This is a genomic window from Methylomonas sp. MS20, assembly GCF_050275925.1.
Lineage (GTDB): Bacteria > Pseudomonadota > Gammaproteobacteria > Methylococcales > Methylomonadaceae > Methylomonas > Methylomonas koyamae_A.
In genome coordinates this window covers 264,659-289,485 of sequence record NZ_CP189962.1, presented here as the reverse complement: position 1 = coordinate 289,485, position 24,827 = coordinate 264,659, and the positions used below count along the sequence as shown (strand labels likewise).

The following is a 24,827-nucleotide window of genomic DNA, read 5'->3' as shown; positions in this document are numbered from 1 at the left end:
TACGGAGAAAGCTGCCATGCACCCACCTTCCAGTCGCAATGCCGCGATCGCTTTATTGACGGCGCTATTCAGTCTAGCCGCGCCAGCCTCGGCCGAAACCGAGCTGCGGGTGTGCGCGGACCCGGACAATCTGCCGTTTTCCAATCGCAATCAAGAGGGATTCGAAAACAAGATCGCCGCGTTGTTAGCCAACGATCTGCCGGCCAAGCTGAGCTTTTACTGGCAAAAGCAACGCCAGGGTTTCATACGGGAAACCTTGGGTGCCGGTCATTGCGATGTCGTGATGGGCGTGCCCCACGGTTACGAACGGGTGCGCTCCACCCCGCCGTATTATCGCTCGGGTTACGCCTTCGTGACGCCTGCCGGCCGGCATTTGGACATCTCGTCGTTCGACGATCCGCGCTTGCACGATCTGAAAATCGGTCTGCATGCGATCGGCAACGACGGCGCCAATTCGCCGCCGGCGCACGCGCTGGCTAGCCGAGGCATCGTCGAAAACATCGTCGGCTATTCGATGTGGGGGGAGGAAACTCAGGAAAACCCTCAGGGCGAGATCGTGGGGGCCGTTGCTAACGGCGAGATCGATCTGGCCGTGGTCTGGGGGCCGATTGCCGGTTATTTCGCCAAGCCTTACGGCAACGCAATCCAGGTCGCGCCGGTACCGGCCGATTCCGCTAGTCCGGAAATGCCGTTTGCGTTCGACATCGCGCTGGGAGTCCGCAAAGACGACCAGGCCCTGGCCGATCGTTTAGCGGCCAGCCTGACCCGAAAGCGGCCGGAGATCCAAGCGATTCTGGCGGCTTACCGCGTACCGATCATCCAACCTATCGTCGGCTCAACGCCATCCGCGACGGATAGCGTGGCCGCTAACCATTGATATAAGAGGTAAATCAATCATGCGAGTTTTACAGACACTCAGTTGCGCCGCCTTGGGCTTGATGCTCATCGTCGGCGGCATCGGCGCCGCGCGAGCGGATCGACCCAAGACGGGCGGCAGCTATTCGGAAACGGCTTCCAGCCGGACCGGCACCGGTGGCGGGACCAGCGTGGCGGCCGATCCGAAATTGACCACCCCGCCGCAATGCATCACGCCGACACAGGACGCCGCCGGCGAAGGCCGGAGAGCCTTCATGCGGATGAATTGTTATAGCTGCCACGGCATGGGCGGTCACGGCGGCGCGATGGGCCCGAGCTTGGTCGGGGAAGCCGACGAAACCGCCGAGGTGGTAACGCAAGGCGAAGGCGAGGGCATGCCGTCGTTCAAAAACAACTTGTGCCCCAACGATCTCGCCAACCTGACGGCCTATCTACGCTTATTGGGAACCGGATCGGAGCCAACCTTCGTCAATTGGTGGGAAGCGCATCCCAGCCGATAGACGAACGCCGAACCGACCAAATCGGCCGGTTCGGCGTCGCACCGAGTATTTAACAAGCAAACTCATTAGGAGATCATCGACATGAAATGGGAAACACCACGTTATCAAGACTTGCGCTTCGGCTTCGAAGTCACGATGTACATTTACAACCGTTAGACGCTTTCTAAGCGAGCCCGAGCTGTCGGCCCACAAACCGGCGGCTCGACTTTTCGAATCCCGCCAACCGAATTTTGGGGCGCCCACGATACCCAAAACCGGTTTCCGGCCAAACCGGCGTTATACCGAACTCGGCCGGCCTTGCCCGCCGCCGCGATTCCCCGACGGATCGGGCAGTTATTGTCCGTTTAATTTCTGCATACCTGTCCAGTTTCTACACTATTTCGCCGAATCGATTCGCTACAAATGGCGACCCATTTTGCCGGGCGAAATTTTTGTTGCCAACGCCAAGCCTTGCAGCTCGCGGCGCGGCAGGCTCGTTAGGCAAAACAGGCACGGCATTTGCCTTGGGCTGAGGCAAATCTGACTTTTGCTTAGGGACCTACATGGATTTTCCAATATTTCATATCGACTTCATCGGAAACCGCCTGCTGATCGCGGTCGATGCGATTCTGCACGTACTGATTAATCATGCCTTCGCGATCGGCGCCCTGCCTATCGTGGTTCTGCTGGAATACACCGGTATTCGTCACGGCGATCCGCGCTGGGACACGTTGGCCTACCGCTTGTTGAAAGTGGTGTTCATCGTGACAACCACGGTCGGCGCGTTGACCGGCGTCGGCATCTGGTTTTCGGCGGCCTTGGTCAATCCGGCGGCCATCGGCAGTTTGATTCGGGTGTTTTTCTGGGGCTGGTTCGTCGAATGGATCGTATTCGTTAGCGAAGTCTCGCTGATCATGCTGTATTTCCTGAGCTGGCCGAACTCGACCGAATCGGCGCAAGCCAAACGCCGCCATATGCGCTTTGGCGTGATGTTGGCGGCGTTTTCGTGGATTACGATGGCCATCATCGTCGCAATCCTCGGATTCATGATGGACCCCGGCGACTGGCACGAACGGCAGTCCTTGTGGGCCGGCCTGTTCAATCCGATGTACTTGCCGCAATTGGCCTTTAGAACCTCGTTGGCCATGGTCATGGGCGGCATGACGATGATGGCGTTCGGCTATTGGTTTACCGACCACGACACGGCTTTTCGAGAGGGCTTGGCGCGCACGATATGCGTTTGGACCGCATTGTGGACCGGTCTGCTGGCGATAGCCGCATGGTGGTATTCCAGCGTGGTGCCGGCGCACATGCTGGCCAATATCCCGGTCGCGATCACCACCCAGGCCTATACCGACTGGCTCGCCAATTTCAAATGGGTGCTGATCGCCGGCCTGCTGTTCGTCGGCTGGGTCCTGACGGACAGCCTGCGCCGTCCCGGCCGTTTGCACGGCGGCCAGTATGTGGCGGCGGCGCTGGTGTTGTGCGTGATGCTGGGACAGTTCGAGCGGGTCCGCGAGTTCATCCGCAAGCCGTTCATCATCGGTAACTACATGTACGCCAACGGCATACGGGTCGCCGAGTACCCCTTGCTGCGGCGCGACGGAATTTTGAAGCACGCGGTTTACGCCGGCGTGCGCGACATACGCTCCGACAACCAAACCATCGCCGGCCGCGAAGTGTTTCAACTGACCTGTACCCGTTGTCACACCGTCAAGGGCGTCAACGGCATCCGCGCCCAGTTGGTCAGGATGTACGGCGACCAGCGCTGGAACGCCGACGTGATTGCGGCCTATCTGGAAAACATGCACGGCGCCCGCTATTTCATGCCGCCGTTCCCAGGCAACCAAGAAGAACTGACCGCGCTGGCGGTTTATTTGGCTTCGCTGCAAAACCGCGCCCAGTCGTATGAAGGCGTTCAGGTCACCGGCATTCCCAAGCCCGATCACGTGGCCGCTTCGACGCACTACGGCAGCATCCCCGATCTTACTCATCCATAATCAGGAAACCCGACATGAATGTTCCAGTACCTCGCGACATCCCGCTTCCGCTGCCGGCGCCGGAGGGATTGCTCGAAGTCTTGTTGATCGTCTCGTTCATCGTGCATATTGTGTTCGTGCACATGATGCTGGGTGGATCGCTGTTCAGCCTGTTCTGCCAGATCAAGGGGCTGAAGCAGATCGAATACGAGCGATTGGCCTATAAAATCGCCCAGGCGGTCACCGTCAACAAAAGTCTGGCGGTGGTGATGGGCGTCGCTCCGCTGTTGATCATCAACACGCTGTACGCGCCGCAGTTTTACGCGTCCAGCGCCTTGATCGGTGGCGCCTGGATGGCCGTAATCCCACTGGTGGCGGTCGCCTTTCTGCTGGCCTACGCGCATAAGTTTTGGTGGGATCGCTTCGTCAACATTCCGGAACTGCATATCGGCATCGCCGCGCTGGAATCGGCACTGTTCCTGTTTATTCCGCTGATCTACATGACCAACGTCAATCTGATGTTGTTTCCGGAATATTGGCCGGAGGTGAAAGGCTTTTTCTCGGCAGTGTTGTTGCCGAACGTGTTGCAGCGTTACTTGCACTTCGTTTCGGCGGCGATTTTATTCAGCGCGCTGTTTTTCGCGTGGTGGAGCGGCCGACCGGCATTTCAAGCCAAGGTCAAACTCAGCCAACCGTTGCTGCAATCGGTACGCCGCTTTTTCTACGCCTTTGCGTTTGGCGCGACCATCTTTCAGATATTGTCCGGGTTGGTGGTCTTCGTCAGTCTTCCGGCCCAGGGCATGAGCTGGGGCGTGACGCTGCTGCTGTTCGCCGGTGGCGGTTTCGGTGTTCCGGCGCTGTACTGGATGTGGGGCAATCTGGTGAACCCAGACAACTCGCTGGACAGGCATTTCAGCAGAATCATAGTTCTGTTCGCCTGCACGATTTTGGCAATGGCCGTGGCCCGCCACCAGTATCGAGAACACGCGTTGAAAGACCATAAACTCGCGATCGCCCAGAAAACCGCCAACTATCTGGCTGCGGCGGCCGACGCCAGGCAAGAGGCGGAATCGGCCGCATTGGCGCAACAAAGCGAACCGGTCGATCTCGGCGAACAAGCGTTTCAGCGCAATTGCGCGGCTTGCCACCATATTAATCTGCCGACGGTCGGCCCGGACATGGGGGAAATCCGCCGAATTTACGCCGGCGACGCCAAGGGCCTGATCCGCTGGACCCAAAATCCCGGCAAGAAGCGCGAGAACAGCATGCAAATGCCCGGTTTTCCGCATCTGAGCGAAACCGAACTGCAGGCCATCGCCGACTACATGTTGCGCTAAGCTTTAACCTCTCACGAGACAAACCGTCATGACGAAAATCACTCATCTTTGCGTCGGGGAAGCCTTAGTCGGCGACGGCAACGAGATTGCTCATATCGACCTGATCCTGGGGCCGCGTGGCTCCGCCGCCGAAACCGCGTTCGCACTGGCATTGACCAACAACAAAGAGGGCTTTTCGACGCTGTTGGCCGTCGTCGCGCCGAATTTGATGGTCAAGCCGGCCACGATTCTGTTCAACAAAGTCACGATCAAGGGCGCCAGGCAGGCCGTGCAAATGTTCGGCCCGGCCCAGCGCGGCGTGGCAATGGCCGTGGCCGATTCGGTTGAAAACGGCACGATCCCACTCGAGCAGGCCGACGATTTGTTCATCTCGGTCGGCGTGTTCATCCATTGGGCAGCCGAGGACGACAACAAAATCGAACGCTACAACTACCAAGCAACCAAATTGGCTATCGAACGGGCGGTTTCCCACCGACCCGGCGCGGCCGAAGTGATTGCGGCCAAGGCCGGTGCCAAGCACCCCTTCGCCGCGAAATGAGTTTGCCGGCGCCGGCGAGCCTGGCACCGACAACGGGCAAGGATGCACACCCGAGAGATCCCGGATGGATTTATCCAGCGTTCGCCGAGGCGAACGCATTGACTGAAAAGGAGTTATCCAATGACGCAATTGACGACAGTATCGCAATCCCAAAATATTCAGGCAGCCAAGAAAAACAAACGGCAAGCCAAACCGGAATCCGATTTTATCGAGCTGTTTCCGCTGCCAAAATATTTTCAGACCCACTTCCAGCACATACACGAAAACAACCAATCCCTGCATCAGGAAATTCGCGCGCTGAACCGGCATTTGGCGCGACTGGAAGCCAAAATGGATCTGGCCTTGCAAACCGGCTGGGAAACGCGTTGCGAAAACTGTCCCAAGCGTAATTAAAGCGAGACCATAGCGCGGGGCGCGGGGTTTTACCCAAAGCCGCCGGCGCCTTCGGTCCTCTTCCCGAATAGATGCGTCCGCCGGCTTGTCGGCGGGCACGGGATTTTGCACGTCCGTGTAAACCGCCAGCCTAAGCCCACGGGCACTCCTGAACGGAATCGGTTCGGTTTCCACGACGCGCTTGATTGCGGGCGTGCCAGTTCAAGGCAAGCCTCTTCGAGCGCTGACAGGCTATCGAGACGACTCAGGCGGTCGCGCGTCGGCCGGGCTATCGATGGTGCCGCTCAGCGTGTTCAGAAAGGCGGCCAGTTGGCGTATTTCGGCAGGCTTCAGATGCAAGCGTTTGATTTCGCTGCGCCCCGCCGGGGCGGCGGGCGCCCGGTTATAGTGGCCGATCACCGCTTCCAGGCTGGCGAATTGTCCGGCATGCATATAGGGCGGACGCTGCGCGACGTTGCGCAAACTGGGCGGCTTATAGGCCCGCAACAGGCGTCGCTCACCCTTGTTGATGAAGTTCAACTCCCGGCATTGTTCCGGACTGGCATCGCTGTAACCGCCGAGGCAATTGAATTCGTCGGCGACGACCTGTTCCGCGCCGGCCAGGCGCCCCAAATCCTTGGGCAAACCGGGGCGGGCCGGCACGCCGGTATTGTGAAAATCCAAATCGGTGAACAATGGCCCGCGATGACATTCGGCACAATGGGCCTTGCCGATGAACAGTTTCAGTCCGGCGATCTCTTCCGAGCTCAACGAGTTTTCCGGCGTGGCCGGAGCCTGTTCCCCCAAGGCCCGCACATAGGCGTCGAACCGGCTTTCGTTCCACGCGATGCGCCGCTCGAAAGCCGCGATGGCTTTGCCGACATTAGCAAAAACCCGATTGACTGCGTCGCGCGCCGAATCGTCAAGCCCGATCCAAGCACGCCGAGCTCGCTTGTCGCCCAGCGGACCGGCGTTATCCGGCAGCGCCGACAGATCGGGCGGCTCTCCGAACACAGCGCGATATTCGGACCGGTAATGCGCCAACACCCATTTGGCGCAACCGCCGCGGGTCAGATTGTGTTCGTTGGGGTTTTCCAGCGGACCGAGCGCCTGCGCCCATTGGCTGTCCTTGCGACCGTCCCAAAACAGCCACGGGCTGTAAGCCATGCCCGCTAGCGGCATCGCGCGACGGTTGGTTCGGCCGACGCCTTTCGCCAGGTCTCGCCCGTCCTGGAAATCCCGGTCCGGATCGTGACAACTGGCGCAAGCGACTTTGCCGTTCGAACTGAGCCCTTGGTCGAAAAACCAGCGCCGCCCCAACACCGCGGCCGCCGGGTCGTCGGCGAAGCGGTTGGACGGATCGGCCGGCAACGGCGGCAGACTGGACAGCGCTAGCGAGCGCAGCGTGGTCAGTTCGCTATCGGACCATAGTCCGGAATCGATCGCCCCAGCATTGGTCGCGCTCAACACCAGGAGCAGAGTCCAACCGCCCGCCAAGCGCTTGGCCGAACAAGTCTGCCGTTGCCGGGTAAGCGGTTCGTTTCTAGGAATGTCTACGGCACCGGGCTTATCGTCCCGGCCGATCGCTGGGGCGAGCTCGGGTTTGAACGGGGCGCTCATTTGACCGGGACCTCGAAGATCACCCAGTCGCGCCGGTTCTTACGCCAAAAATCGAAGCGTACCCACCAAACGCCGCTCATTTGAAATTTCATGCCGGCGATTCGGTAGTCGCCGTTGCCGAGGTACGCAGTCGCCCTGGGTTGAGTCGGCAGGCCGTGCGCATGTCCCGGCATGTGGGCGGAAACGGAGATGATCAGGTTATCCGCCGGACGTCGGTCAGCGGTCTCCACATGCAATAGCCACTCGTGTATCAAATCGGTTGTCAGTTCCGGGGCCAAGCTTTGCCAACTCACCCGGTACAGGCCTTTGTCGCTGATGTGGGCGTCGGTCGCCGAAGAGGGGGAAATGCTTAGGGCCAAGACCATGCCCAACGCGATACGCAGGTATCTCAAGTTATCCATTAGTGGCGCAAGTGTTCGAATTGCAGGCAGATGAACAATGTCTATGTTCGATTTCTAAACAATGGCACTCGTCCAACGCGCTCGATCCGGCGGTTTCCGCGAGTGTCCGGACTACTTAGAAATTTCCGTGCCAGCTTGCAATCAAACGGATTTTGTCACTGCTCAGCGATCTGCCCCCTCTTTGAAAATGAGGGATAGCGGATTATTTAAATATATTCCCCTCACTCTCTCGTTTTAAAAGGCGAAACTTGGATTAAGGCCACGTGTTATCCAGGCTAAATCATTACATCTAAACCTTAATTAAGCTTTGCGCGGTAAATTCTTGCAAACGTTGCCAGCGAATTTGTAAGTCATCTATTTCCAATAAAGATTGCTTCAAATGCGATGGCAGAGGTGCGTACATGGCAAAATAATTCATCGCTAGTTCCGGGTGGTCGTAAAGTTCCACCTCGGAACAGCTGACAACGCCACTTTGGATCAAACTTTTCAAAACGGCCGCCCAAATAGGTAGAACTTCCCCGTTGCAAACGTTTACTTCCTCTAAATTGCCCGTTTTGGCAAGCCACAGTCCATCGGCTTGTTGATGAATTTCATCCAGACTTTGGCGTTGCTCGCCCCGTAAAGAGATAGACAGCAAGCCATTGGGCATTTGGCCAAAGTCGATGATTTTAGCGCTGGTACCGATTGAATAAAAAATTGACTCGTTCTTTGCGGGTGAATCGGCATTAACAAGCACTTCCTGTTTTTCAAAACCCTCGCGCAGCAAGCATACGGTAAAACTCGATCCACTTCGTAAACAAGCAGATATCATCTTGATATAGCGCTGTTCGAATATTTGCAGTTGTAAAGTGCATTTTGGGAATAAGGGGATATTCAGGGGAAATAGGGCTTGGTCGCCGGTTTGCAGTGATTGCATGTTATCAATCCTAATGGTTGGTTATCGCTATTCAGTTCGTGTGCTAAGCCATTAAAAATAGCGAAAACTATTTTTAGCGATTTTGATAAAACTAAGGTGATCGTCGCCCTTGAATTGATTACGTTAATCTTCCGCGCGTCCCAAATATCCCATTCCACACAACTGAACGGAATCAGTCGCGGTTTACAAGTGGATTAGAGGACTTCTCAGACAGCACAATACGCCTTCGGCGCCGGCATGCCCGGAAGCGGACTCGAACTTCGGAATGCTTGGCCGGTTTACCGGTCCAGCCATTCGGCGAACTTTCCAAAAATAAAATGGCTGCCGCGCATCGAAAGATGATCGTCGTCGTAAAAGTAAGACATATCCTCGTGCATGCCGCCGCAAGAAATATCGTTGCACAAATATTGATAGGCCGAGAATACCTTAACCTGATGCTGGGTTGAGTTAACGATGGAATCCACCGCCTTCCGATAATTGGCATTACGTTTGTCGAACGACGTTCTGGATACGCTGCATTCCGGGCGATCTTTCGAGCTGATATGAAACGGCCGCTCGTCAACGCAATTTTTGGCCTTGACGCCAATTTCCGGCACGTCTTCGATAAACACCACTTCTTTTCCGAGTTTTAGGATCGGATTAATCGAATCCAAATAACCGTCGATAAACTTGTGATAATTTTCCACCAATACATCGTCGGGACCGTTGATAATCCGATAAACATTTTTGGTTTCGGTATTGCCGTAACCGGAGCCTTCGATATACATCGCGCCTCGGGTAGCAAACGCAATCCGCTGTATCGACGGAAAATCCCGCAACAGTTTCAGCACGATGGGCATGATGACCTTGCAACGCGTCGACTTTTCCTCGTACTGCTCGGTCGGATTGATCGTAACCAAATCGATAAACGGCAGACAGCCGTTCACCGCCACCAGCGCCAGATCGTCGGCGCCATGAGAAATGGAATCGTAGACAAACTGCGCGGCGTGGCTGTCGCCTACCACCAAGGTTTTCGGCGTGGCGCTGGTAAATCGACAGATCAAGTAATTGTAACTGGCTCCCAATTCGGCGCGGCATCGATCGTCTACCCAATCTTCCGGCGTATTGAACAGCACGGTACCGTTCACATCGGCGAACATCTGGGTTTTACTGAGCGCGTCGGCATCCCGAAACTCCAGGCCGTTTTTCAGATATAACTGGTAGCCGACGTTTCCGATACCCAGCATCAGCAGCAATAAGGTCAAGGTCTTGGCGCCGCTGTGCTTACCCAAGCGTATCGGTTTCTCGACCAAGGCATACGTCAACCACGCCAACACCACCGTCAACAGCACCGCGGCGATTCGGATATTGGCACTGGGCTCGTCGGTTTGAATGATGTGAGCGAAGGACAGCAGCGGCCAATGCCACAGGTATAGCGGAAAGCTGATGAGACCGACCCAAACCGCTAGCCGGTTGGATAACAACTTCCGATTGACCCAAGCATTCGGTCCGGCCGAAATGATCAATACCGCGCCGAGCATCGGCAATATCGCCCATTTGCCGGGAAAGTCGGAGTCCTTGTCGATGACGCTGAACCCGTAAATCAACAGCGCGATACCGAGGAAAGACAACACGTTCGCCAGGGTTCTGCCATCCACCGGCTGGCCCTCCCGATAGACGACGGCCACCAGCCAACCGTCCAGCCTGTGTCGAACCGATGCGAAGGCGTGCTTGCGGTACAAGGCCATCCACGCCAACAAACTGCCGCACTGCAGTTCCCAAAACCGAGTTTGCGGCGAGTAAAACGTGGCGACCGAATCGTTCAATACGCCGCGAACATTCAAATAAAACGAGGCAATGGCGACGATCGCCGTCACCGTAAACAAATTGAAATTTTTCCGCCACGCCAGCCACAGCAACAACGGCCAGACAATATAAAACTGTTCCTCGATACCTAAGCTCCACAAATGCAGCAAGGGCTTGGTTTCGGCGGAGCTGTCGAAATAACCGGCCTCATTCCACAACACCAGATTCGACACGAAGCCGGCACCGGCGGCGATATGCTTGCCCAACTGTTTGTACTCGTCGGCAAACAGCGCGAACCAGCCGAACGTAAAGCTTGCCGCCAATACCAGAATCAACGCCGGAAAAATACGTTTGATCCGGCGAATGTAAAACTCGCTGAAACTGAACGTACCCTTTTCCAGGTTCTGAAAAACGATCGTGGAAATTAAATAGCCGGAAATCACAAAAAAGATATCGACGCCGATGAAGCCGCCTTTTAAACCGTTCGGAAAGGCATGGAACGCAACGACCGACAGCACGGCGATGGCTCGCAAGCCATCGATATCGGGGCGATATTTCGGATGAGACAGACTAGGGTTTAAAACGTGGGACTGGGTAAAGGTCATGAAGCTCCCGGCACGCTAAAGTGGCATAAGTTCGACTTCTTGCCCGCACTATAGGTGACTGATGGAGTAAAGCAGAACGCATGTGTGGCGAGTCGCTGAATCTGGCGCCATCGCGGTTCGCCCGGAATCAAGACAACAGAATGACAACTCTGGCGGCGATCATATTGCTTCACGGCGCCGTCGTCAATCGGCCGCCCCGGCCCCGATAAGCCTTGGATTTAGGACAGTCGCGGCTATCGAAACCGGTTGATACCTCACGTCGGCGCGTGAACCCGGTATTGCCCGCGTCCGTTACGACTTACGCGGGCTTCGGCCTTTCAAACTGCGTCGTTATCGCGCAGCCCAATTCTTAACCTCATTTCGCACCGAAAATTTATCCGATTGAACTTCTTACGCGCCAGTTCGCATTAACACATGTTAGCGAGACCGAACGGCGCGGAAGGGATTTCCAATCTAACCGGCCCCGATCGGATCGCCGAGCTGGGAAACGAATGACCTTTAACCCTGAAAAAGAAAGATCGAATATGAAAATCGTGAATTTGGCTGTACTAATGGTTTTACTGGCGGCTACGAACGCAACCTGGGCTGCCGGCGGCGGTAACGGCGGTGGTGGAAATGGCGGGAACGGAGGCGGAGGTAACAGCGGCACCGTGGACGACAATCCCTCCGCTTCGGACCTTTACGTGCTGCAATACGGCGCGGAAAAGCAAAACGATGCCGACACACCGGAAATCACCGAAACCGAACTGGAGACGATAAAAGTCACTCCGCCGCCGGTGCAGACTCCGCTTGATACCGTGACCGGCAATCAATTGTTGAATGCCTGGCGGGTGCCCAACAGCGGCATCGTCGCGCAAAACGTGAGTTACATCGGCAAGGGCGACCAGGCGCGGGTCTATGCCGCCAGCGAATTCAGCAGCGTGGTGAACGCCGACGGCATCGTCCTGACCACCGGCATGGCTAACTTTGCCCATTCCAACACGTCCAGCGGGGCAACCGGCGTGACCGGAACCGGCGCGAGCTACGAAGTTTCCAAGCTCAGCAAGCAAATGACCTACGACGCCAATTCGCTGAAGTTCGACTTTACCCTGGATCCGTCAGCGTCGAGCGCCAACGGCATCACGACCCAGTTCGTGTTTGCCTCCGAGGAATACCCGGAATGGACCGGCATTTTCCGCGACGGCTTTGCGTTGGTCGTGGACGGCGTCAATTACGCACACTTCGATGCCTCGAACTTCGTGGTGCTGGACAATTGCAGCAGCAATGGCGTTTATCCGTGCACCGACACCGTACAAAACGACAACGGCTTTCTGACGCCCAACGCCGGCGCCAGCTCGGTTCCGTTCGAGTTCGACGGTTATACGGCGGTTTTGACCGTCAATGCCTTACTGAACCCAGCCCTGGCCAATCATAGTCTGGAAGCCGTCATTGCCGATTCCAACGATCCGCTTTGGGATAGCGCGGTGTTCCTATCCGGCCTGCGCTCCGCCACGGTGCCCGGCGTATTCCAAGCCAACGTGCCGACCGCCGTGCCGCTGCCGGCATCGTTGGGGTTGTTCGTATCGGGATTAGCGCTGGTGGGCGGATTGCGACGTAGACGCTAGGGAAGGCTTGAGCGTGGCCGGCGAACCAAACGGCCCGGATTCAATCCCTCTTTCAAGCTAACAGCCGCTCGCCGAGTGGCTACTCGAATGATTAGAAAAAAATCAATGCTTTAACCGACTTTGGAATACCCTACCAAGGCCTCGAACTTGGCTAACGCGCTACCGTCCGCCAGCACCGCATAGGCCCGGCGGACGCCGGCTTCCAGCGAGTCGGTCAGGTCGGCGGCGTAAATCGCGGCGCCTGCGTTCAGCGCGACGATGTCCAGCGCCGGGCCGGGACGATTATTCAGCACGGCCTTGACGATGGTCAGGCTGTCCTCGGCACAGGTGATGGCCAGACTGTCGAGCGGTGCGCGGCGCAGGCCGAAATATTCAGGGGTAATTGTGTAAGTGCCGATCGCGCCGTTGTGCAGTTCGGCGACGTCAGTCGGCGCGGCGATACTGATTTCATCCAGGCCGTCGTGGGCATGCACGACCAGCACGTGGCGGCTGCCCAGGCGTTTCAATACCTCGGCCACCGGCACCAGCCATTGTTTGTCGAATACACCGATCAGCTGGTGCGGCGCATTGGCCGGATTCGACAACGGACCGATCAGGTTGAACAGCGTGCGCACGCCCATTTCCTTGCGCGGCCCGACCGTGTGGCGCACCGCGCTATGGTGCTTCGCGGCAAACAGGAAGCCGACGCCGATGTCTTCGACGCATTGGCCGACTTGCTCGGCCGGCAGGTCCAGATTGACGCCGGCGGCTTCCAACAAATCGGCGCTACCGCAGCAGCTGGACACCGAACGGTTACCATGTTTGGCGACCTTACCGCCGGCCGCCGCGACCACGAAAGCCGCCGTCGTAGAGATGTTGAAGGTATTGGCGCCGTCGCCGCCGGTGCCGCAGGTATCGATGACGTGTTTGCCCGTCACCGGCACCTTGTGCACCAACTCCCGCAGCACGCCGACCGCCGCGGCAATTTCGTCTATGGTTTCACCTTTGCAACGCAACGCGATCAAAAAACCGGCGATTTGGGCGTCGGTCAACTTGCCGTTCATCATCGCGCGCATCGCCGCGCGCATTTCCTCGCCGTCGAGGTCGTGTTTATCCAGCAGTTTTTGCAGCGTGGCCTGAATTTGCATGGCAAGCGTCGTGGGTTGGGGCGCTTCGGAACGGCAGTCCCGGGCGGCCGGTTAAGGTAGACGGTTATGATAACAAACCGCGACGCGCCGCAAATGTCAACGTGCTTGCAGCCAGGTAGCCGCGCCCAGCCCGGCGGCGCGGCCGGTCGCCAGGCAAGCGGTCAGCAGATAGCCGCCGGTCGGCGCCTCCCAGTCCAACATTTCGCCGGCCGCGAACACCCCCGGCAAACGCCGCAGCATCAAGCCTTGGTCAAGTTCGGCAAAGTCTATGCCGCCGGCGCTGCTGATCGCCTCGGCCAGCGGTCGGGCCACGCTCAGGCGGATAGGCAGGGCTTTTGCCGCGATAGCGAGGCGGTGCGGGTCGTTGATTTCGGCGGCGCTCAAGACTTCGCGGAGCAGCGCCATTTTTACGCCGCCGAGACCCAAGCGTTTGCGCAGATGATTGCTCAAACTCATTTTGCCGCGCGCTTGCCCGGCACGCTGGCCGGCTTCCTCGACCGTTAAGCCGGGCAGTAAATCCAAATGGACGACGGCGGCGGCGTTGGCGGCGATCTGCTGGCGAATCGGCGCAGACAACGTATAGATCAAGCCGCCTTCCAAACCGTAATCCGCGATCGTCATTTCGCCAAGCCGCCGGCATTCCAGGCCGTCGTTTCCGACAAACGTCAAGGCCACCGACTTCAGCGGCTCGCCGGCAAAGCGTTCGCGGAAATAATCGCTCCAACCGGTTTCGAAGCCGCAGTTGGCGGGTTGCCACGGCGAGATGGTCACGCCGCGCTCGGCCAGGGGCTGAGTCCAGGCGCCGTCGGAACCCAACTGCGGCCAACTGGCACCGCCCAAGGCCAATACCAGTGCATCGGTTTCGATCAGTTTTTCGCCGTCCGGACTCGCAAAGCGCAGCCGCTGGTCGGTCCAACCCAGCCAGCGATGACGCATCCGGAATTTGACACCGCTGCCGCGCAGCCGATGCAGCCAGGCGCGCAGTAGCGGCGCCGCTTTCATTTCGTTGGGAAACACCCGGCCAGAACTGCCGACGAAAGTCGCAATGCCTAATTCGGCCGCCCAATGGCGCAAAATCTCCGGCGAGAAATCGTGTATAAACCCGGCCAGAGCGTGGCTCCGTGCACCGTAGCGCGATAAAAAACTTTCAAAACCTTCGACATGGGTGATGTTCAAGCCACCTTTGCCGGCCATCAGGAATTTGCGCCCGGCCGACGGCATCGCGTCGTAAACGGTAACAGCGGCACCGGCTTGAGCCAGCACTTCGGCGGCCATCAAACCGGCCGGACCGGCGCCGACGATGGCGACGGTGGGCGAGCTATCCATGCCCGGCGATCCGTTCGCCGCCAAGACTTGTTCCGGCCGGTGCCGGCGTAAGCGTCCAGGGCCGGCTATTGGCACCGGCCGCCAAGCCCAGAAGTATGCGAGTTAGCATGGCGGCTGACCTATCATGCGAGGAACCGAACCGATCAAGGTTGGCTGGGTTTGAGCGCACCACGCTTTTCCTGGCGTTTTTCCATATGCTCCTTGCGCATCTCGTCCATTTTCTGCATCTGTTCCGGGGTCAGCACTTCCTTGATGCGGGCGTGCGACTCTTCGTGTATCGCCCGGAATTTGGCGTGTTGCTCGGTGAAAATGGCTTCCAGCTTGGTTTTTTGCTCGGGCGTCAGTTGCAGCATTTTGCTCAAGTGCTCGAGCTTGTGGTCGGTCGGTTGACCGTAATCGTTTTCGCTGGGGTAGGCAGTCGCGGTCAGCGGCAAAATCAGCGCGGCCAGCATCAGTAGCGGTTTAATCATCGGATGTACTCTCGGAGGGTTGAATGAATGCGCGCCTTCAGGGCGGCGTCGAAATGGATAAGCAAACACCGCTAAAGTTCAGGTTTTCATACGGCCAGCGGATCGCTGGCGGCTTGGCATTCGACTTGGTGGCGGCGCGGCGGGTCGGACAATTCCAGCGCGGTCAATTGGCCGCCCCACAGACAACCGGTATCGATACCGTAGCAGTTGTAGCCTTCGTAATACCCCAAAGTGGACCAATGGCCGAAGATGATCCGCATGCCCAGACTGCGCCGGCCGGGCACCGCGAACCAGGGGAGCAAATGCGCGGGCTGGCTGCCGAGCGGACCTTTTTGCGTGAAATCCAACACGCCGTCGGCGCTGCAATAACGGAGTCGGCTGAAACAATTGATCGCAAACCGCAGTTTCTCGGTGTGGCTGAGATCGTCCTGCCAGACCGCCGGCTTGTTGCCGTACATGGACCGAAAGAAGCGCTCGTAGTCCGGACTCTGCATGGCCTGTTCGGTTTCCAGCGCCATTTGCCGGGTCAGTTCGAAATCCCACTGCGGCGGCAGACCGGCATGCAGCATGCAATAATCATCGTCGTAATGGAATAATTTACGATGGCGCAGCCAAGCTATCAATTCGTCGCAGTCGGCGGCTCGCAGAATGGCGCCCAGCGTGTCTTTCTTGCTGGACTTGCCCAGCGCCACCACGGTGGCGATCAGATGCAGATCGTGGTTGCCAAGCACGCAGACTGCCGCGTCGCCCAAACTCCTGACGAAGCGCAAGGTCTCCAGCGACTTCGGCCCCCGATTCACCAGATCGCCGGCCAACCACAGCGTATCCTTACCCGGATCGAAGTCTACCCGGTCCAGTAGGCGGCGCAAGTCGTCGTAACACCCTTGAATATCGCCTATCGCGTAGGTCGCCATTAATGCAGAGTGCGGGGAATCGACAAGGTAAATTTAGGTATGTTCGCGTTGAAGCTTTCGCCGTTGTCGGCCTGCATCTGGTATTTGCCCTGCATCACGCCGACCGGGGTTTCGATCATCGCCGCGCTGGTGTAACGGAACGAATCGCCGGGGTTCAGATGCGGATGTTCGCCGACCACGCCTTCGCCGTTGACTTCCTGCACCTTGCCGTTGGCGTCGGTAATCAGCCAATGCCGGGTCAGCAACTTGGCGGCGCTGGAACCGACGTTGGTAATCGTCACGGTATAGGCGAACACGTAGCGGTTGTCTTCGGGCGAAGATTGCGCCTCGATGTAGTAAGGCTGGGCCTCAACTAAAACTTTGTTTTTTTCGCTCATTGATAGATGATGTAAATCGTTATGCCGGTTATTTCAACCCAACTGATAAGCAAACGCAAGCAAGCAATCCGAATGTTCACGACCCGATTCGCGGCGCTGGCGCTGCTGACGATTTCAGTTACCGCCGGCGCCGAGGGCGGCAAGGAGCTGTTCGCGGCGGCGGCGGCCGGCAAGCCGGAGCGAGTCGAGGCTTTGCTGGCTCAAGGCGAGGATGTCAACGCCAAGATCGAACAGGACAGAACCGCGCTGATGGCGGCCAGTTTCAACGGCAATCTGCGGGTGGTCAAAGCGCTTTTGGCCTACGGCGCCGACGTGAATGCCGCCGATAAAACCGGCGCCACCGCGCTTGGCGACGCGGTGATGTTCGGCAGCGCCGATGTGGTCGGCGTGTTGATCGCGGCCGGCGCCAACGTCAATGCCGCCGACGGCCAGAATGTCAAAATCCTCGACAAAGCCAAGAAGACGGGCCGCGAGACCATCGTCAAGTTGCTGGAAGCGGCAGGCGCCAAAGGCACAGAAACCAAATCCGAAACCGAAGCCAAACCCGAAGGCGAAGCTAAGCCCGAAGGCGAGACCCCCAAGGAAGCAGGCAAATAAACCAGCCACATGACCAACGACAAACCTTTGCATATTCACATCCTCGGCATCTGCGGCACTTTCATGGGCGGCTTGGCCCTGATCGCCCGCGAACTCGGCTACAGCGTCAGCGGCTCGGACCAGAACGTCTATCCGCCGATGAGCACCCAACTCGAACAGCAAGGCATTCGCTTGATGAACGGTTATATGGCCGAAAATCTGGACGTCAAGCCGGATCTGGTCGTCATCGGCAACGCGATGTCGCGCGGCAACCCCGAGGTGGAAGCCGTGTTGAATCTGGGCTTGCCCTATATCTCCGGCCCGCAATGGCTGGCCGAACACGTGCTGCAACACAAATGGGTGTTGGCGGTGGCCGGCACTCACGGCAAGACCACCACCACCAGCATGCTCGGCTGGATACTGGAATTCAACGGTTTCAAACCGGGTTTCCTGATCGGCGGCATACCGTTGAATTTCGGGATTTCGGCGCGCTTGGGTGAATCGGATTTCTTCGTCATCGAAGCCGACGAATACGACTGCGCCTTTTTCGACAAGCGTTCGAAATTCGTCCACTACCGGCCGCGCACCGCGATTCTGAACAACCTGGAATACGACCACGCCGACATCTTCGAAAATCTGGACGCGATCAAAAAACAGTTCCACCATTTGGTCAGAACCATCCCCGGCCAAGGCTTGATTATCGCGCCCGACTGCGAGCAGCATGTCTCCGAAGTACTGGACATGGGCTGTTGGACCCCGGTGCAACTGACCGCGATCGACGCCCCGGCGCCGTGGCAAGCCGAATTGCTGAGCAAAGACGGCAGCCGCTTCGCGGTGCATTTCGAAGGCCAAGCCCAAGGCGTCGTCGAATGGCCGCTGACCGGCCGACACAACGTCTACAACGCCTTGTCGGCGATTGCCGCCGCTCGTCATGTCGGCGTGTTGCCGGCCGACGCGATTGCCGCGTTGGCCCAATTCCAGAACGTCAAGCGGCGGATGGAAGTCATTGTCAAGAAAGCCGGCATCACCGTCTACGACGATTTCGCCCACCACCCGACCGCGATCCAAACCACGCTGGACGGCCTACGCAAACAGGTCGGCAGCGAAAAAATCCTGGCCATCGTCGAACCGCGCTCCAACACGATGCGCCTGGGCGTACATACCCAGTCGCTGGCCGAATCGCTGAGCCAGGCTGACCAGGCCATCATCTTTCAGCCGGACGGACTGGGCTGGGACTTGAGCCAATTGCTGAGATACGCCAACAACATCGAGATTTGCAACAGCCTGGATGCCATCATCGAAACCATCCGCGCCGAAGCCGGCGGCGTTTGCCACGTCTTGTTGATGAGCAACGGCAGTTTCGGCGGCATCTACCAACGCTTGCGCGAGATTTTGTAAGTCGCTATGAGCCACCGTGTCGAAATCCGCTATTGCACCCAATGCCGCTGGCTGCTGCGCGCGGCCTGGATGGCTCAGGAACTGCTGAGCACTTTCGACGGCGACCTGACCGAACTGGCCTTGCAGCCCGGCACCGGCGGCATTTTCGAGGTCTATGCCGACGGCGTACTGGTCTGGTCGCGCAAGGCCGAGGGTCGCTTCCCGGACATCACCGAGCTTAAGCAACGCGTCCGCGATCAAATCGCCCCGGAGCGCGATCTGGGCCACGCCGACCGCAAGCCGCCGCCGACCTAATCCGCGCGCGGCCGGCCCCACCGCAAATAGCGACCTATACTTGGCGCAACTGTTTGTTCCCACGGTTAGCCGATGACGCCCGACGACGACCTGACCCGCCTTCTCCCGCAAGACGATTTAACGGTGCTGAAACCGCGGCCTTACCCGCGTCCGTTGCCCGACACTCGCGCGAACGACGAGGCTTACGGCGGCGGCTATTCGTTGCGCGGTGCGGTCGGTGCCGGCGGCGTCGGCCAGGTGCTGCTCGGTTTCGACGAGCGTATCGGCCGGGAAGTCGCGATCAAGGAAATGCTGGACCAGGCCGCCAACGAAGACCGCGAACTCAGCACCCGCTTTCTGCGCGAGGCACGCATCACCGGCCGGCTGGAGCATCCCGGCATCGTGCCGGTCTACGACTTGGGTGTTAAGCCCAGCGGCGCGCCTTACTACGTCATGCGACTGGTACGCGGCGACACCTTGGCCCAGGCGCTGAAGGAGTGCAACGCCGATCCGTTGCCCGAACATGCGCTGTCCAAGCGTTTGGCCCTATTGGACCGCCTGATCGACGTTTGCGAGGCGATGGCTTACGCGCATTCCAAAGGCGTGGTCCACCGCGATTTGAAGCCCGGCAACGTGGTGCTGGGTCAATTTGGCGAGACCATCGTGCTGGACTGGGGCTTGGCCAAGGTCGAAAGCGAGACGGAGTCGGCGGCGGCGCCGTTACCGCGCGCCGGCCGCTCGAACGCTGATGACGACGAAGACCTGACCCGGCTCGGCGACATCTTGGGCACACCGGCTTACATGGCGCCGGAGCAAGCCGACCCGCGTTTCGGCGGTATCGATGCCCGCACTGACGTGTTCGCGCTGGGCTGCATGCTATTTTATTTGCTGAACGGCCGACCTCCTCTACAAGGCGGCATGGACCGGATTCTAGCCGAGTTGGCTTCCGACCAGGCCATGCCGACCGCGCGGAATCCGAAGTTGGCGGCTCCGGTCGAACTGGTGGCGATCTGCGATCACGCGTTGGCCAAGGACAAGGCCAAGCGGTTCAAGGATGCCGGCGCGTTCGCCGACGAATTGCGGGCGTTTCGCGACGGGCGTCTCGTCAATGCCTACGCCTATACCCGCGCCGAACTGCTGAAGCGTTTTATTGCCCGCAACAAGGTGTTGTTGCTGGCAACAGCTGCGGTCATGGCGTCTATCGTGATCGGCGCCGGCTTGGCATTGAGATTCGGTATCGAAGCCAAGCAAGCCCACAAACTGGCGGTCGCCGAGGGCGAACAGGCCAAGCAACAGTTTCAACGCGCCGAGCAGGCGCTGGCCGACGTAACCCGCATTTCCAACACCAATCTAACCGTCGCCAGCCGGATTGCCTATAGTATCGGCGGCGAATTCGCAAATTTGCTGAACGGCTTAGTTCAGGCCGCGACTCAATTTCGGACCGATGCCGACCTGGTCGGCGCCACGCCGCGCTTGGAAAAACTGACCACGGAGCTGCCGCGTCTGGAAAGTGCCGCCGCCACCCGGGCGCCAGGCACCCTCCTGGCCGTGGCGCCGGCCCGCTACCGGCACGCGATCGGCGCCGACACTTCGCAGCTGGAACATAACCGAATGGCCTTACAAAGCGGCGAGCCGGTGCTGAGCCAGGTGCATGCGGCACCGGAAGGTTATCAGGCTGTCACGCTGGTCGCGCCGGTCAAGGCCGGCAATGCGACGATCGGCTTCGTCTCCGGTCGTATCAAGGCCGCCGAATTTCTAGGCGGCTTACTGCACGCGGAGTTGCAAGACAGCCGCCGAACCATTTGGATCATCCAGGATGACGGGTTGATTTTGTTCGATACCGAGACAAACGAAATCGGGCTAAATCTGTTTCGGGAGGAACGGTATGCCCAACTCCCGGAGCTGCGCCAATTGGCCGAAGAAATTGCCGGGCAACGGGGCGGGGTGGGGTATTATGAAAATTCGGCGGCGTATAGCGGCCGGCGCATCGCCTCTTGGGTCAGTCTAAATCCGGTGGCGAACCGGGAATGGAAAGTGGTGGTGCTGGAAGCTTGGTAACACATTATCGAAGGCCGGCCTCGGGCCGGCGCGTACACACTGGATAGGAGAATAGCCATGTTTGTTGCCGTATATCGTTGGCGGGTGAAACCGGGATACGAAGCGAAATTTCGCGAGGGCTGGCTGAAGGTGACCGACGCCGTCTATCAAATGTACGGCAGTCTCGGATCGCGGTTGCACCGCGATGCCGACGGCAGTTGGGTAGCCTATGCGCAATGGCCGGACGAAGCGGCTTGGCGCGAGGCCTGGCAGTCGCAACGACCGGTCGCCGATCCGGAAGGCTATGCGATGTTGAAGGACAGCGTAGAGACTTGCTACGAACTGGCCGAGCCGATCATGAAGCTGACCGTGTTGGAAGACAGACTGAAGTCGCAACCGTATTCCAACTACGAAGTCACGCCCTGACCCGTAGCGGCGACGGCGGTTCGGTCCGGCATCCGGGGCCGAGAACGCAAATGCCGATCGTCAGCGGAATCTGTTAACGGTAAATCGTCGGCGTCGCACAGCGCGAACCGCCGCGCCGGCAGGTTTCTGCTATTATCCAAGCAATAACCGCCCGAAACCGCGCCGGGCAGTGAACTTTTGCGGGCCAGCGCCTTGGCGCGCGCCGCGCGGAACCCCTGGCATTGGATACGGCATGGAAAAACTCGAATTCGGCGTGAGCGACGACGACAGGAAAAATCTACTCCACTTCGTCGATACCTTACAAAAGCTGCTCGGCGACTTGATCGGCGCGGACCAGTATTTTTTGCCCAAATTCCGCGACGATTACAAACGGGCGTGGCGCGAACTGGACCCTCACTTTTACGCATTGAAAGACGCGATTCAACGCGCCGACACCAACACCTTGTTGACGCACGGTTTGCTCGGCAGTCCGCTGCATTTGAAGCTGAAAGTCATCAATCATTTTACCGAGGAGTTCATGCTCTACGGCATCGAACTGGTCGGCGGCCATAAAATCCTGGAAAAGCTGCTCGGCGCGGTGAACCGCCTGTTGGCGACCGTCGTGGATACGGTGGGAACCGGTTCCCCAATCCATACCTTCAACGAACTGTTGATTTCGATCATTCAGGACGACAGCTAGCAAAGCCTTGCAATCGGGCCGTTCCGGCCCGATTGCAAGAGCCAAGAGCCCGGCGAATTTACCGTCCAGCCGCGCGGCGGTTGCGGCGCAACCCCATCAAGCCCAGCATCGAACCGAACAACCAAGCCGCGTTTGGCAGGGGTACGACCTGTACGCCAACGTTGAAGGTGTCCGGGGCAAAATCGGAAATCTGGGTGAAGCCGGCGGCAACCGCGCCGTCGCGCGGCCACAGGTTCCAGGTAAAACTTTCCGGCGCGAAACCGGTCGACGGCAACAGACCCGATGCAATCTCGGCAACCATATGATTACCGGTGATCGTCACCGAGCCCGGAGCGAGGTTCGTCGTGCTGAACGACGGCGCGATCAAGGTTACCAAGCCGGTGCCGTCGTTGTTCAAGCGCACGACCGAATCGAACAAAATATTCTTCAGACCGTTAGATTCGAAAAGCGCGGTACCGCCGCCGCGATTGAAGCCCCAAATATAAAAACCGCTCGGCGACGAACCGATGTCGGCATTGAACGTACTATCCAAACGGAAAGTCGCGGTGGCCTGATCGTAACTGACCGACGCCGACACCACATCCAAGTCGCCCGCCGTACTGCCGTTGTATCCGGCGACATAATCGCCGATCGCGTCGCTGACCGCGACGGCTTGCGCCGGCTGCGCGGCGGCGATGATCGCGACGAATACCCAATGTTTCGCTGTGTTGATTCTCATACACCTATCCTCTGTTGCTGATATCCGATGGAAGCACCCGGCGGGAAACTAAGTTCCCTCCGGGTGCGATTGCGGTTTACAAGGAATATAGACCGTATAACCGAGCGGCATGGCGCAGCTACCGAATAGGGGGTGGTCGGAGCACCGGTGCCGCTCGTTGGTATATCCCCGGAGCAACGCTAAGGTTCAATGCCCCTAAAAAAATTTTAACGCGGTCCAACTCGCGGTTCGTTCTCCGCGACACCGATCACTGCTTCGAATTCATTCAGCGAAAACACTCGTTCAAATCGACCCGATACGCTCGCCATGACGAATTGAAGCTTGAGTCGCCATCAGGAAGCGGAGCCCGTTTCTCCTAGACGACCTCAAGGTATTTCTTCACTCGACATGTTACTTGGCGGGGACTAACTTAGCTTGCGTCTAACAGGTTGTTGAAAAAGAAACTCGGTGGAAAAAATCTTCCAATTTGTCGCTAAAAGTCATTTAGCTGTGACAAACAATCAGGGACTTACAAAACTTTATTTTGCGGAAAATGCGTTTTTGGAGGCAAAAGTGGAGCAGTTTTTTAAATTTCAACAGCCTGTTAACGGCAAAAAAATCGGGACGACCAGTAGATGAGCAAAAAGATAAGTCGGACAAGTAGCTGGATGATATTTTATTTTTCTCCGACCTCTTTATTTCCCTGGCGTTCGATGTTGGTTTCAGGCCATCGATCGCATCCATCAAAAAGTAAAATGAATTTGGGCCTATGACTAACGCTGCATTCATCTTTTCCAGCACTGATTTCCCGGATAAAGACCGGGTCGACATTTGGCGCGAAATGTTTGCCAGAAAAATTGCTGGATTCGATGTCGAACACGCCGATTCGCGGCCTTTTTTCAACCAAACACGGTTTCATTCCTTCGGCCACGTGAACTTGGCGGCGCATACTAGTACCGCGGTGCGTTTTCGCCGTACTCGTGAACTCATTTCCGGAGACGGGTTAGACGATTACCTAGGCCTATCGGTATGCGTAGCCGGTATCTGGGAGGTTATGCAAGGACAGCGGCGACTGTTGATCAATCGAAGCACCGCCGGCTTAGTTGATTCGACCAAAGTTCTCGACGGCGGGTTCGGACCAGACTCGCCCGAGGGATACCAGGAACTCTTGAGCTTGCGCATTTCCAGATCAGAATTGACCAAACGGGTACCGAAAGCCGAACGCCTGGTTATGACTCCTCTTTGCAACTCGGAGGGCATAGAGTTGTTAAGAAATTACCTGCAAATGCTAGACCGGGGGGGCGTCGCTCAAGATCCTAGCCTAGGCGAACTAGTGGGGAATCATATTGTCGATCTCATCGCTTTTCTTTGTAACGACGAGGTGGTTAAGGAGTCCCATTCCGGAGGGGTGCGGGCGGCCCGGCAAGCGGCCGTCATTCGATATCTGGAAAAGCACTTTAGTGAGCCAGGGCTGAATGCGGCGCAAATCGCCGGCGAATTGAGAATATCCCGGAGGTATTTGTTCGATCTGCTGAATGAAACCGGAGAAAGTGTTACTCAGATTCTTAATCGACTAAGAATTGCCCGGGCATGCCGGCTGCTGGCCGACCCTAAGTTCCGCCACTTTGATATCGCTGCGATCGCCTTCCAATCCGGGTTTAACGATCTGTCTTACTTTTATCGCCAATTCCGTCAGCAATTCCAAGAGCCGCCGGGCGCCTTTCGGGCGCGGCGCGCGCTTCAAAACAACCTTGACTCCCAAACAACCGAAGCCGGTAACACCGAGAAATCCTCCTTGCACCCGCTAACCGACGGCAAGCCATCCAACTAAGTTACCGCAGATTTATTCGCAGTTCCCGCAGCGTAAGGATGCACCAATTGGCGTCGAAAAACTGAGGTCGATATTTCTGCCTGGGCGTTGATGACTAACGATGTTCATCTGCTCAGCACACCTCGAGCCGAAAATGCGGCCAGTCGTATGATGCAAACCTTGGGCAGGTAGTATGTGCGCTATT

General features: G+C 57.9%; 26 protein-coding genes. 16 read left to right on the top strand and 10 right to left on the bottom strand.

The genetic code is table 11. The features are described 5' to 3' along the window. Window positions 1–16 precede the first annotated feature (16 nt). The 7 genes from ACQE3D_RS01275 to ACQE3D_RS01245 all read left to right on the top strand — a co-directional run bounded on the left by ACQE3D_RS01275 (window position 17) and on the right by ACQE3D_RS01245 (window position 5,602). Window positions 17–877, top strand: coding sequence for a substrate-binding domain-containing protein (locus ACQE3D_RS01275; RefSeq protein WP_313729311.1), 861 nt, complete (start codon window positions 17–19; stop codon window positions 875–877). Between the two features lie 19 nt (window positions 878–896). Further along, entirely contained in the window at window positions 897–1,376 is a 480-nt protein-coding gene (locus ACQE3D_RS01270; protein WP_313729312.1) for a c-type cytochrome, read from the top strand. An 81-nt stretch (window positions 1,377–1,457) separates the two neighbouring features. Next, a complete protein-coding gene (gene pqqA, locus ACQE3D_RS01265; protein WP_082885416.1) occupies window positions 1,458–1,532 on the top strand; it encodes a pyrroloquinoline quinone precursor peptide PqqA in 75 nt (24 codons plus the stop codon). 386 nt (window positions 1,533–1,918) lie between these two features. Continuing rightward, window positions 1,919–3,355, top strand: a complete 1,437-nt coding sequence (locus ACQE3D_RS01260; protein WP_313729313.1) for a c-type cytochrome — start codon at window positions 1,919–1,921, stop codon at window positions 3,353–3,355. A 14-nt stretch (window positions 3,356–3,369) separates the two neighbouring features. Beyond that, window positions 3,370–4,671, top strand: a complete 1,302-nt coding sequence (locus ACQE3D_RS01255) for a c-type cytochrome (protein WP_313729314.1) — start codon at window positions 3,370–3,372, stop codon at window positions 4,669–4,671. Window positions 4,672–4,699: 28 nt separating this feature from the next. Continuing rightward, window positions 4,700–5,209: a formaldehyde-activating enzyme gene (gene fae, locus ACQE3D_RS01250; RefSeq protein WP_071160193.1), complete on the top strand. Its 510-nt coding sequence runs from the start codon at window positions 4,700–4,702 to the stop codon at window positions 5,207–5,209. 120 nt (window positions 5,210–5,329) lie between these two features. After that, a complete protein-coding gene (locus ACQE3D_RS01245; RefSeq protein WP_313729315.1) occupies window positions 5,330–5,602 on the top strand; it encodes a hypothetical protein in 273 nt (90 codons plus the stop codon). Window positions 5,603–5,833: 231 nt separating this feature from the next. On the opposite strand, the gene ACQE3D_RS01240 is transcribed toward ACQE3D_RS01245, so the two are convergent. The 4 genes from ACQE3D_RS01240 to ACQE3D_RS01225 all read right to left on the bottom strand — a co-directional run bounded on the left by ACQE3D_RS01240 (window position 5,834) and on the right by ACQE3D_RS01225 (window position 10,908). Beyond that, window positions 5,834–7,201: a cytochrome-c peroxidase gene (locus ACQE3D_RS01240; RefSeq protein ID WP_313729316.1), complete on the bottom strand. Its 1,368-nt coding sequence runs from the start codon at window positions 7,199–7,201 to the stop codon at window positions 5,834–5,836. Then, window positions 7,198–7,602 carry a FixH family protein gene (locus tag ACQE3D_RS01235; RefSeq protein ID WP_313729317.1) on the bottom strand — a complete coding sequence of 135 codons (405 nt, stop codon included), beginning with the start codon at window positions 7,600–7,602 and terminating at the stop codon, window positions 7,198–7,200. Before ACQE3D_RS01235 ends, ACQE3D_RS01240 begins: the two co-directional genes overlap by 4 nt. A gap of 289 nt (window positions 7,603–7,891) precedes the next feature. Then, complete coding sequence (locus ACQE3D_RS01230) at window positions 7,892–8,518, bottom strand: LON peptidase substrate-binding domain-containing protein (protein ID WP_313729318.1); 627 nt, start codon at window positions 8,516–8,518, stop codon at window positions 7,892–7,894. A 278-nt stretch (window positions 8,519–8,796) separates the two neighbouring features. After that, the gene (locus ACQE3D_RS01225; RefSeq protein WP_313729319.1) at window positions 8,797–10,908 is read right to left on the bottom strand and encodes an acyltransferase family protein; all 2,112 of its coding nucleotides are present in this window, start codon (window positions 10,906–10,908) and stop codon (window positions 8,797–8,799) included. 524 nt (window positions 10,909–11,432) lie between these two features. Here ACQE3D_RS01225 and ACQE3D_RS01220 point away from each other — a divergent pair. Next, window positions 11,433–12,512, top strand: a complete 1,080-nt coding sequence (locus ACQE3D_RS01220; protein WP_064026352.1) for a choice-of-anchor L domain-containing protein — start codon at window positions 11,433–11,435, stop codon at window positions 12,510–12,512. A 110-nt stretch (window positions 12,513–12,622) separates the two neighbouring features. On the opposite strand, the gene trpD is transcribed toward ACQE3D_RS01220, so the two are convergent. The 5 genes from trpD to apaG form a co-directional block, all read right to left on the bottom strand. Then, window positions 12,623–13,639, bottom strand: coding sequence for an anthranilate phosphoribosyltransferase (trpD, locus tag ACQE3D_RS01215; protein ID WP_071160182.1), 1,017 nt, complete (start codon window positions 13,637–13,639; stop codon window positions 12,623–12,625). Between the two features lie 96 nt (window positions 13,640–13,735). Beyond that, entirely contained in the window at window positions 13,736–15,040 is a 1,305-nt protein-coding gene (locus tag ACQE3D_RS01210) for an NAD(P)/FAD-dependent oxidoreductase (RefSeq protein WP_313729320.1), read from the bottom strand. Window positions 15,041–15,108: 68 nt separating this feature from the next. Then, window positions 15,109–15,435, bottom strand: coding sequence for a periplasmic heavy metal sensor (locus tag ACQE3D_RS01205; protein WP_168030225.1), 327 nt, complete (start codon window positions 15,433–15,435; stop codon window positions 15,109–15,111). Between the two features lie 86 nt (window positions 15,436–15,521). After that, window positions 15,522–16,349, bottom strand: coding sequence for a symmetrical bis(5'-nucleosyl)-tetraphosphatase (locus tag ACQE3D_RS01200; RefSeq protein ID WP_313729321.1), 828 nt, complete (start codon window positions 16,347–16,349; stop codon window positions 15,522–15,524). Then, complete coding sequence (gene apaG / locus ACQE3D_RS01195) at window positions 16,349–16,726, bottom strand: Co2+/Mg2+ efflux protein ApaG (RefSeq protein ID WP_064026361.1); 378 nt, start codon at window positions 16,724–16,726, stop codon at window positions 16,349–16,351. Before apaG ends, ACQE3D_RS01200 begins: the two co-directional genes overlap by 1 nt. A 72-nt stretch (window positions 16,727–16,798) precedes the next feature. Between apaG and ACQE3D_RS01190 the strand changes: the two genes are divergently transcribed. The 6 genes from ACQE3D_RS01190 (at window position 16,799) to ACQE3D_RS01165 (ending at window position 22,115) form a co-directional block, all read left to right on the top strand. After that, a complete protein-coding gene (locus tag ACQE3D_RS01190; protein ID WP_168030230.1) occupies window positions 16,799–17,323 on the top strand; it encodes an ankyrin repeat domain-containing protein in 525 nt (174 codons plus the stop codon). A gap of 27 nt (window positions 17,324–17,350) precedes the next feature. Beyond that, window positions 17,351–18,700 (top strand): UDP-N-acetylmuramate:L-alanyl-gamma-D-glutamyl-meso-diaminopimelate ligase, encoded by a 1,350-nt coding sequence (gene mpl, locus ACQE3D_RS01185; RefSeq protein ID WP_313729471.1) that lies wholly within the window; start codon window positions 17,351–17,353, stop codon window positions 18,698–18,700. Window positions 18,701–18,706: 6 nt separating this feature from the next. Continuing rightward, window positions 18,707–18,994: a SelT/SelW/SelH family protein gene (locus ACQE3D_RS01180; RefSeq protein WP_168030234.1), complete on the top strand. Its 288-nt coding sequence runs from the start codon at window positions 18,707–18,709 to the stop codon at window positions 18,992–18,994. 72 nt (window positions 18,995–19,066) lie between these two features. Continuing rightward, window positions 19,067–21,031, top strand: a complete 1,965-nt coding sequence (locus tag ACQE3D_RS01175) for a serine/threonine protein kinase (RefSeq protein ID WP_313729322.1) — start codon at window positions 19,067–19,069, stop codon at window positions 21,029–21,031. A 57-nt stretch (window positions 21,032–21,088) separates the two neighbouring features. Continuing rightward, entirely contained in the window at window positions 21,089–21,436 is a 348-nt protein-coding gene (locus tag ACQE3D_RS01170; protein ID WP_313729323.1) for an antibiotic biosynthesis monooxygenase family protein, read from the top strand. A gap of 232 nt (window positions 21,437–21,668) precedes the next feature. Further along, entirely contained in the window at window positions 21,669–22,115 is a 447-nt protein-coding gene (locus ACQE3D_RS01165; protein ID WP_313729324.1) for a hypothetical protein, read from the top strand. Between the two features lie 58 nt (window positions 22,116–22,173). Here the strand turns inward: ACQE3D_RS01165 and ACQE3D_RS01160 are convergent, their stop codons facing one another. Then, on the bottom strand, window positions 22,174–22,833 hold the full coding sequence (locus ACQE3D_RS01160; RefSeq protein ID WP_313729325.1) for a hypothetical protein: 660 nt from the start codon (window positions 22,831–22,833) through the stop codon (window positions 22,174–22,176). Between the two features lie 447 nt (window positions 22,834–23,280). On the opposite strand from ACQE3D_RS01160, the gene ACQE3D_RS01155 reads away from it, so the two are divergent. Next, window positions 23,281–23,451, top strand: a complete 171-nt coding sequence (locus ACQE3D_RS01155) for a hypothetical protein (protein WP_313729326.1) — start codon at window positions 23,281–23,283, stop codon at window positions 23,449–23,451. Window positions 23,452–23,581: 130 nt separating this feature from the next. After that, window positions 23,582–24,643 carry a helix-turn-helix domain-containing protein gene (locus ACQE3D_RS01150; RefSeq protein ID WP_313729327.1) on the top strand — a complete coding sequence of 354 codons (1,062 nt, stop codon included), beginning with the start codon at window positions 23,582–23,584 and terminating at the stop codon, window positions 24,641–24,643. Window positions 24,644–24,827 lie beyond the last annotated feature (184 nt).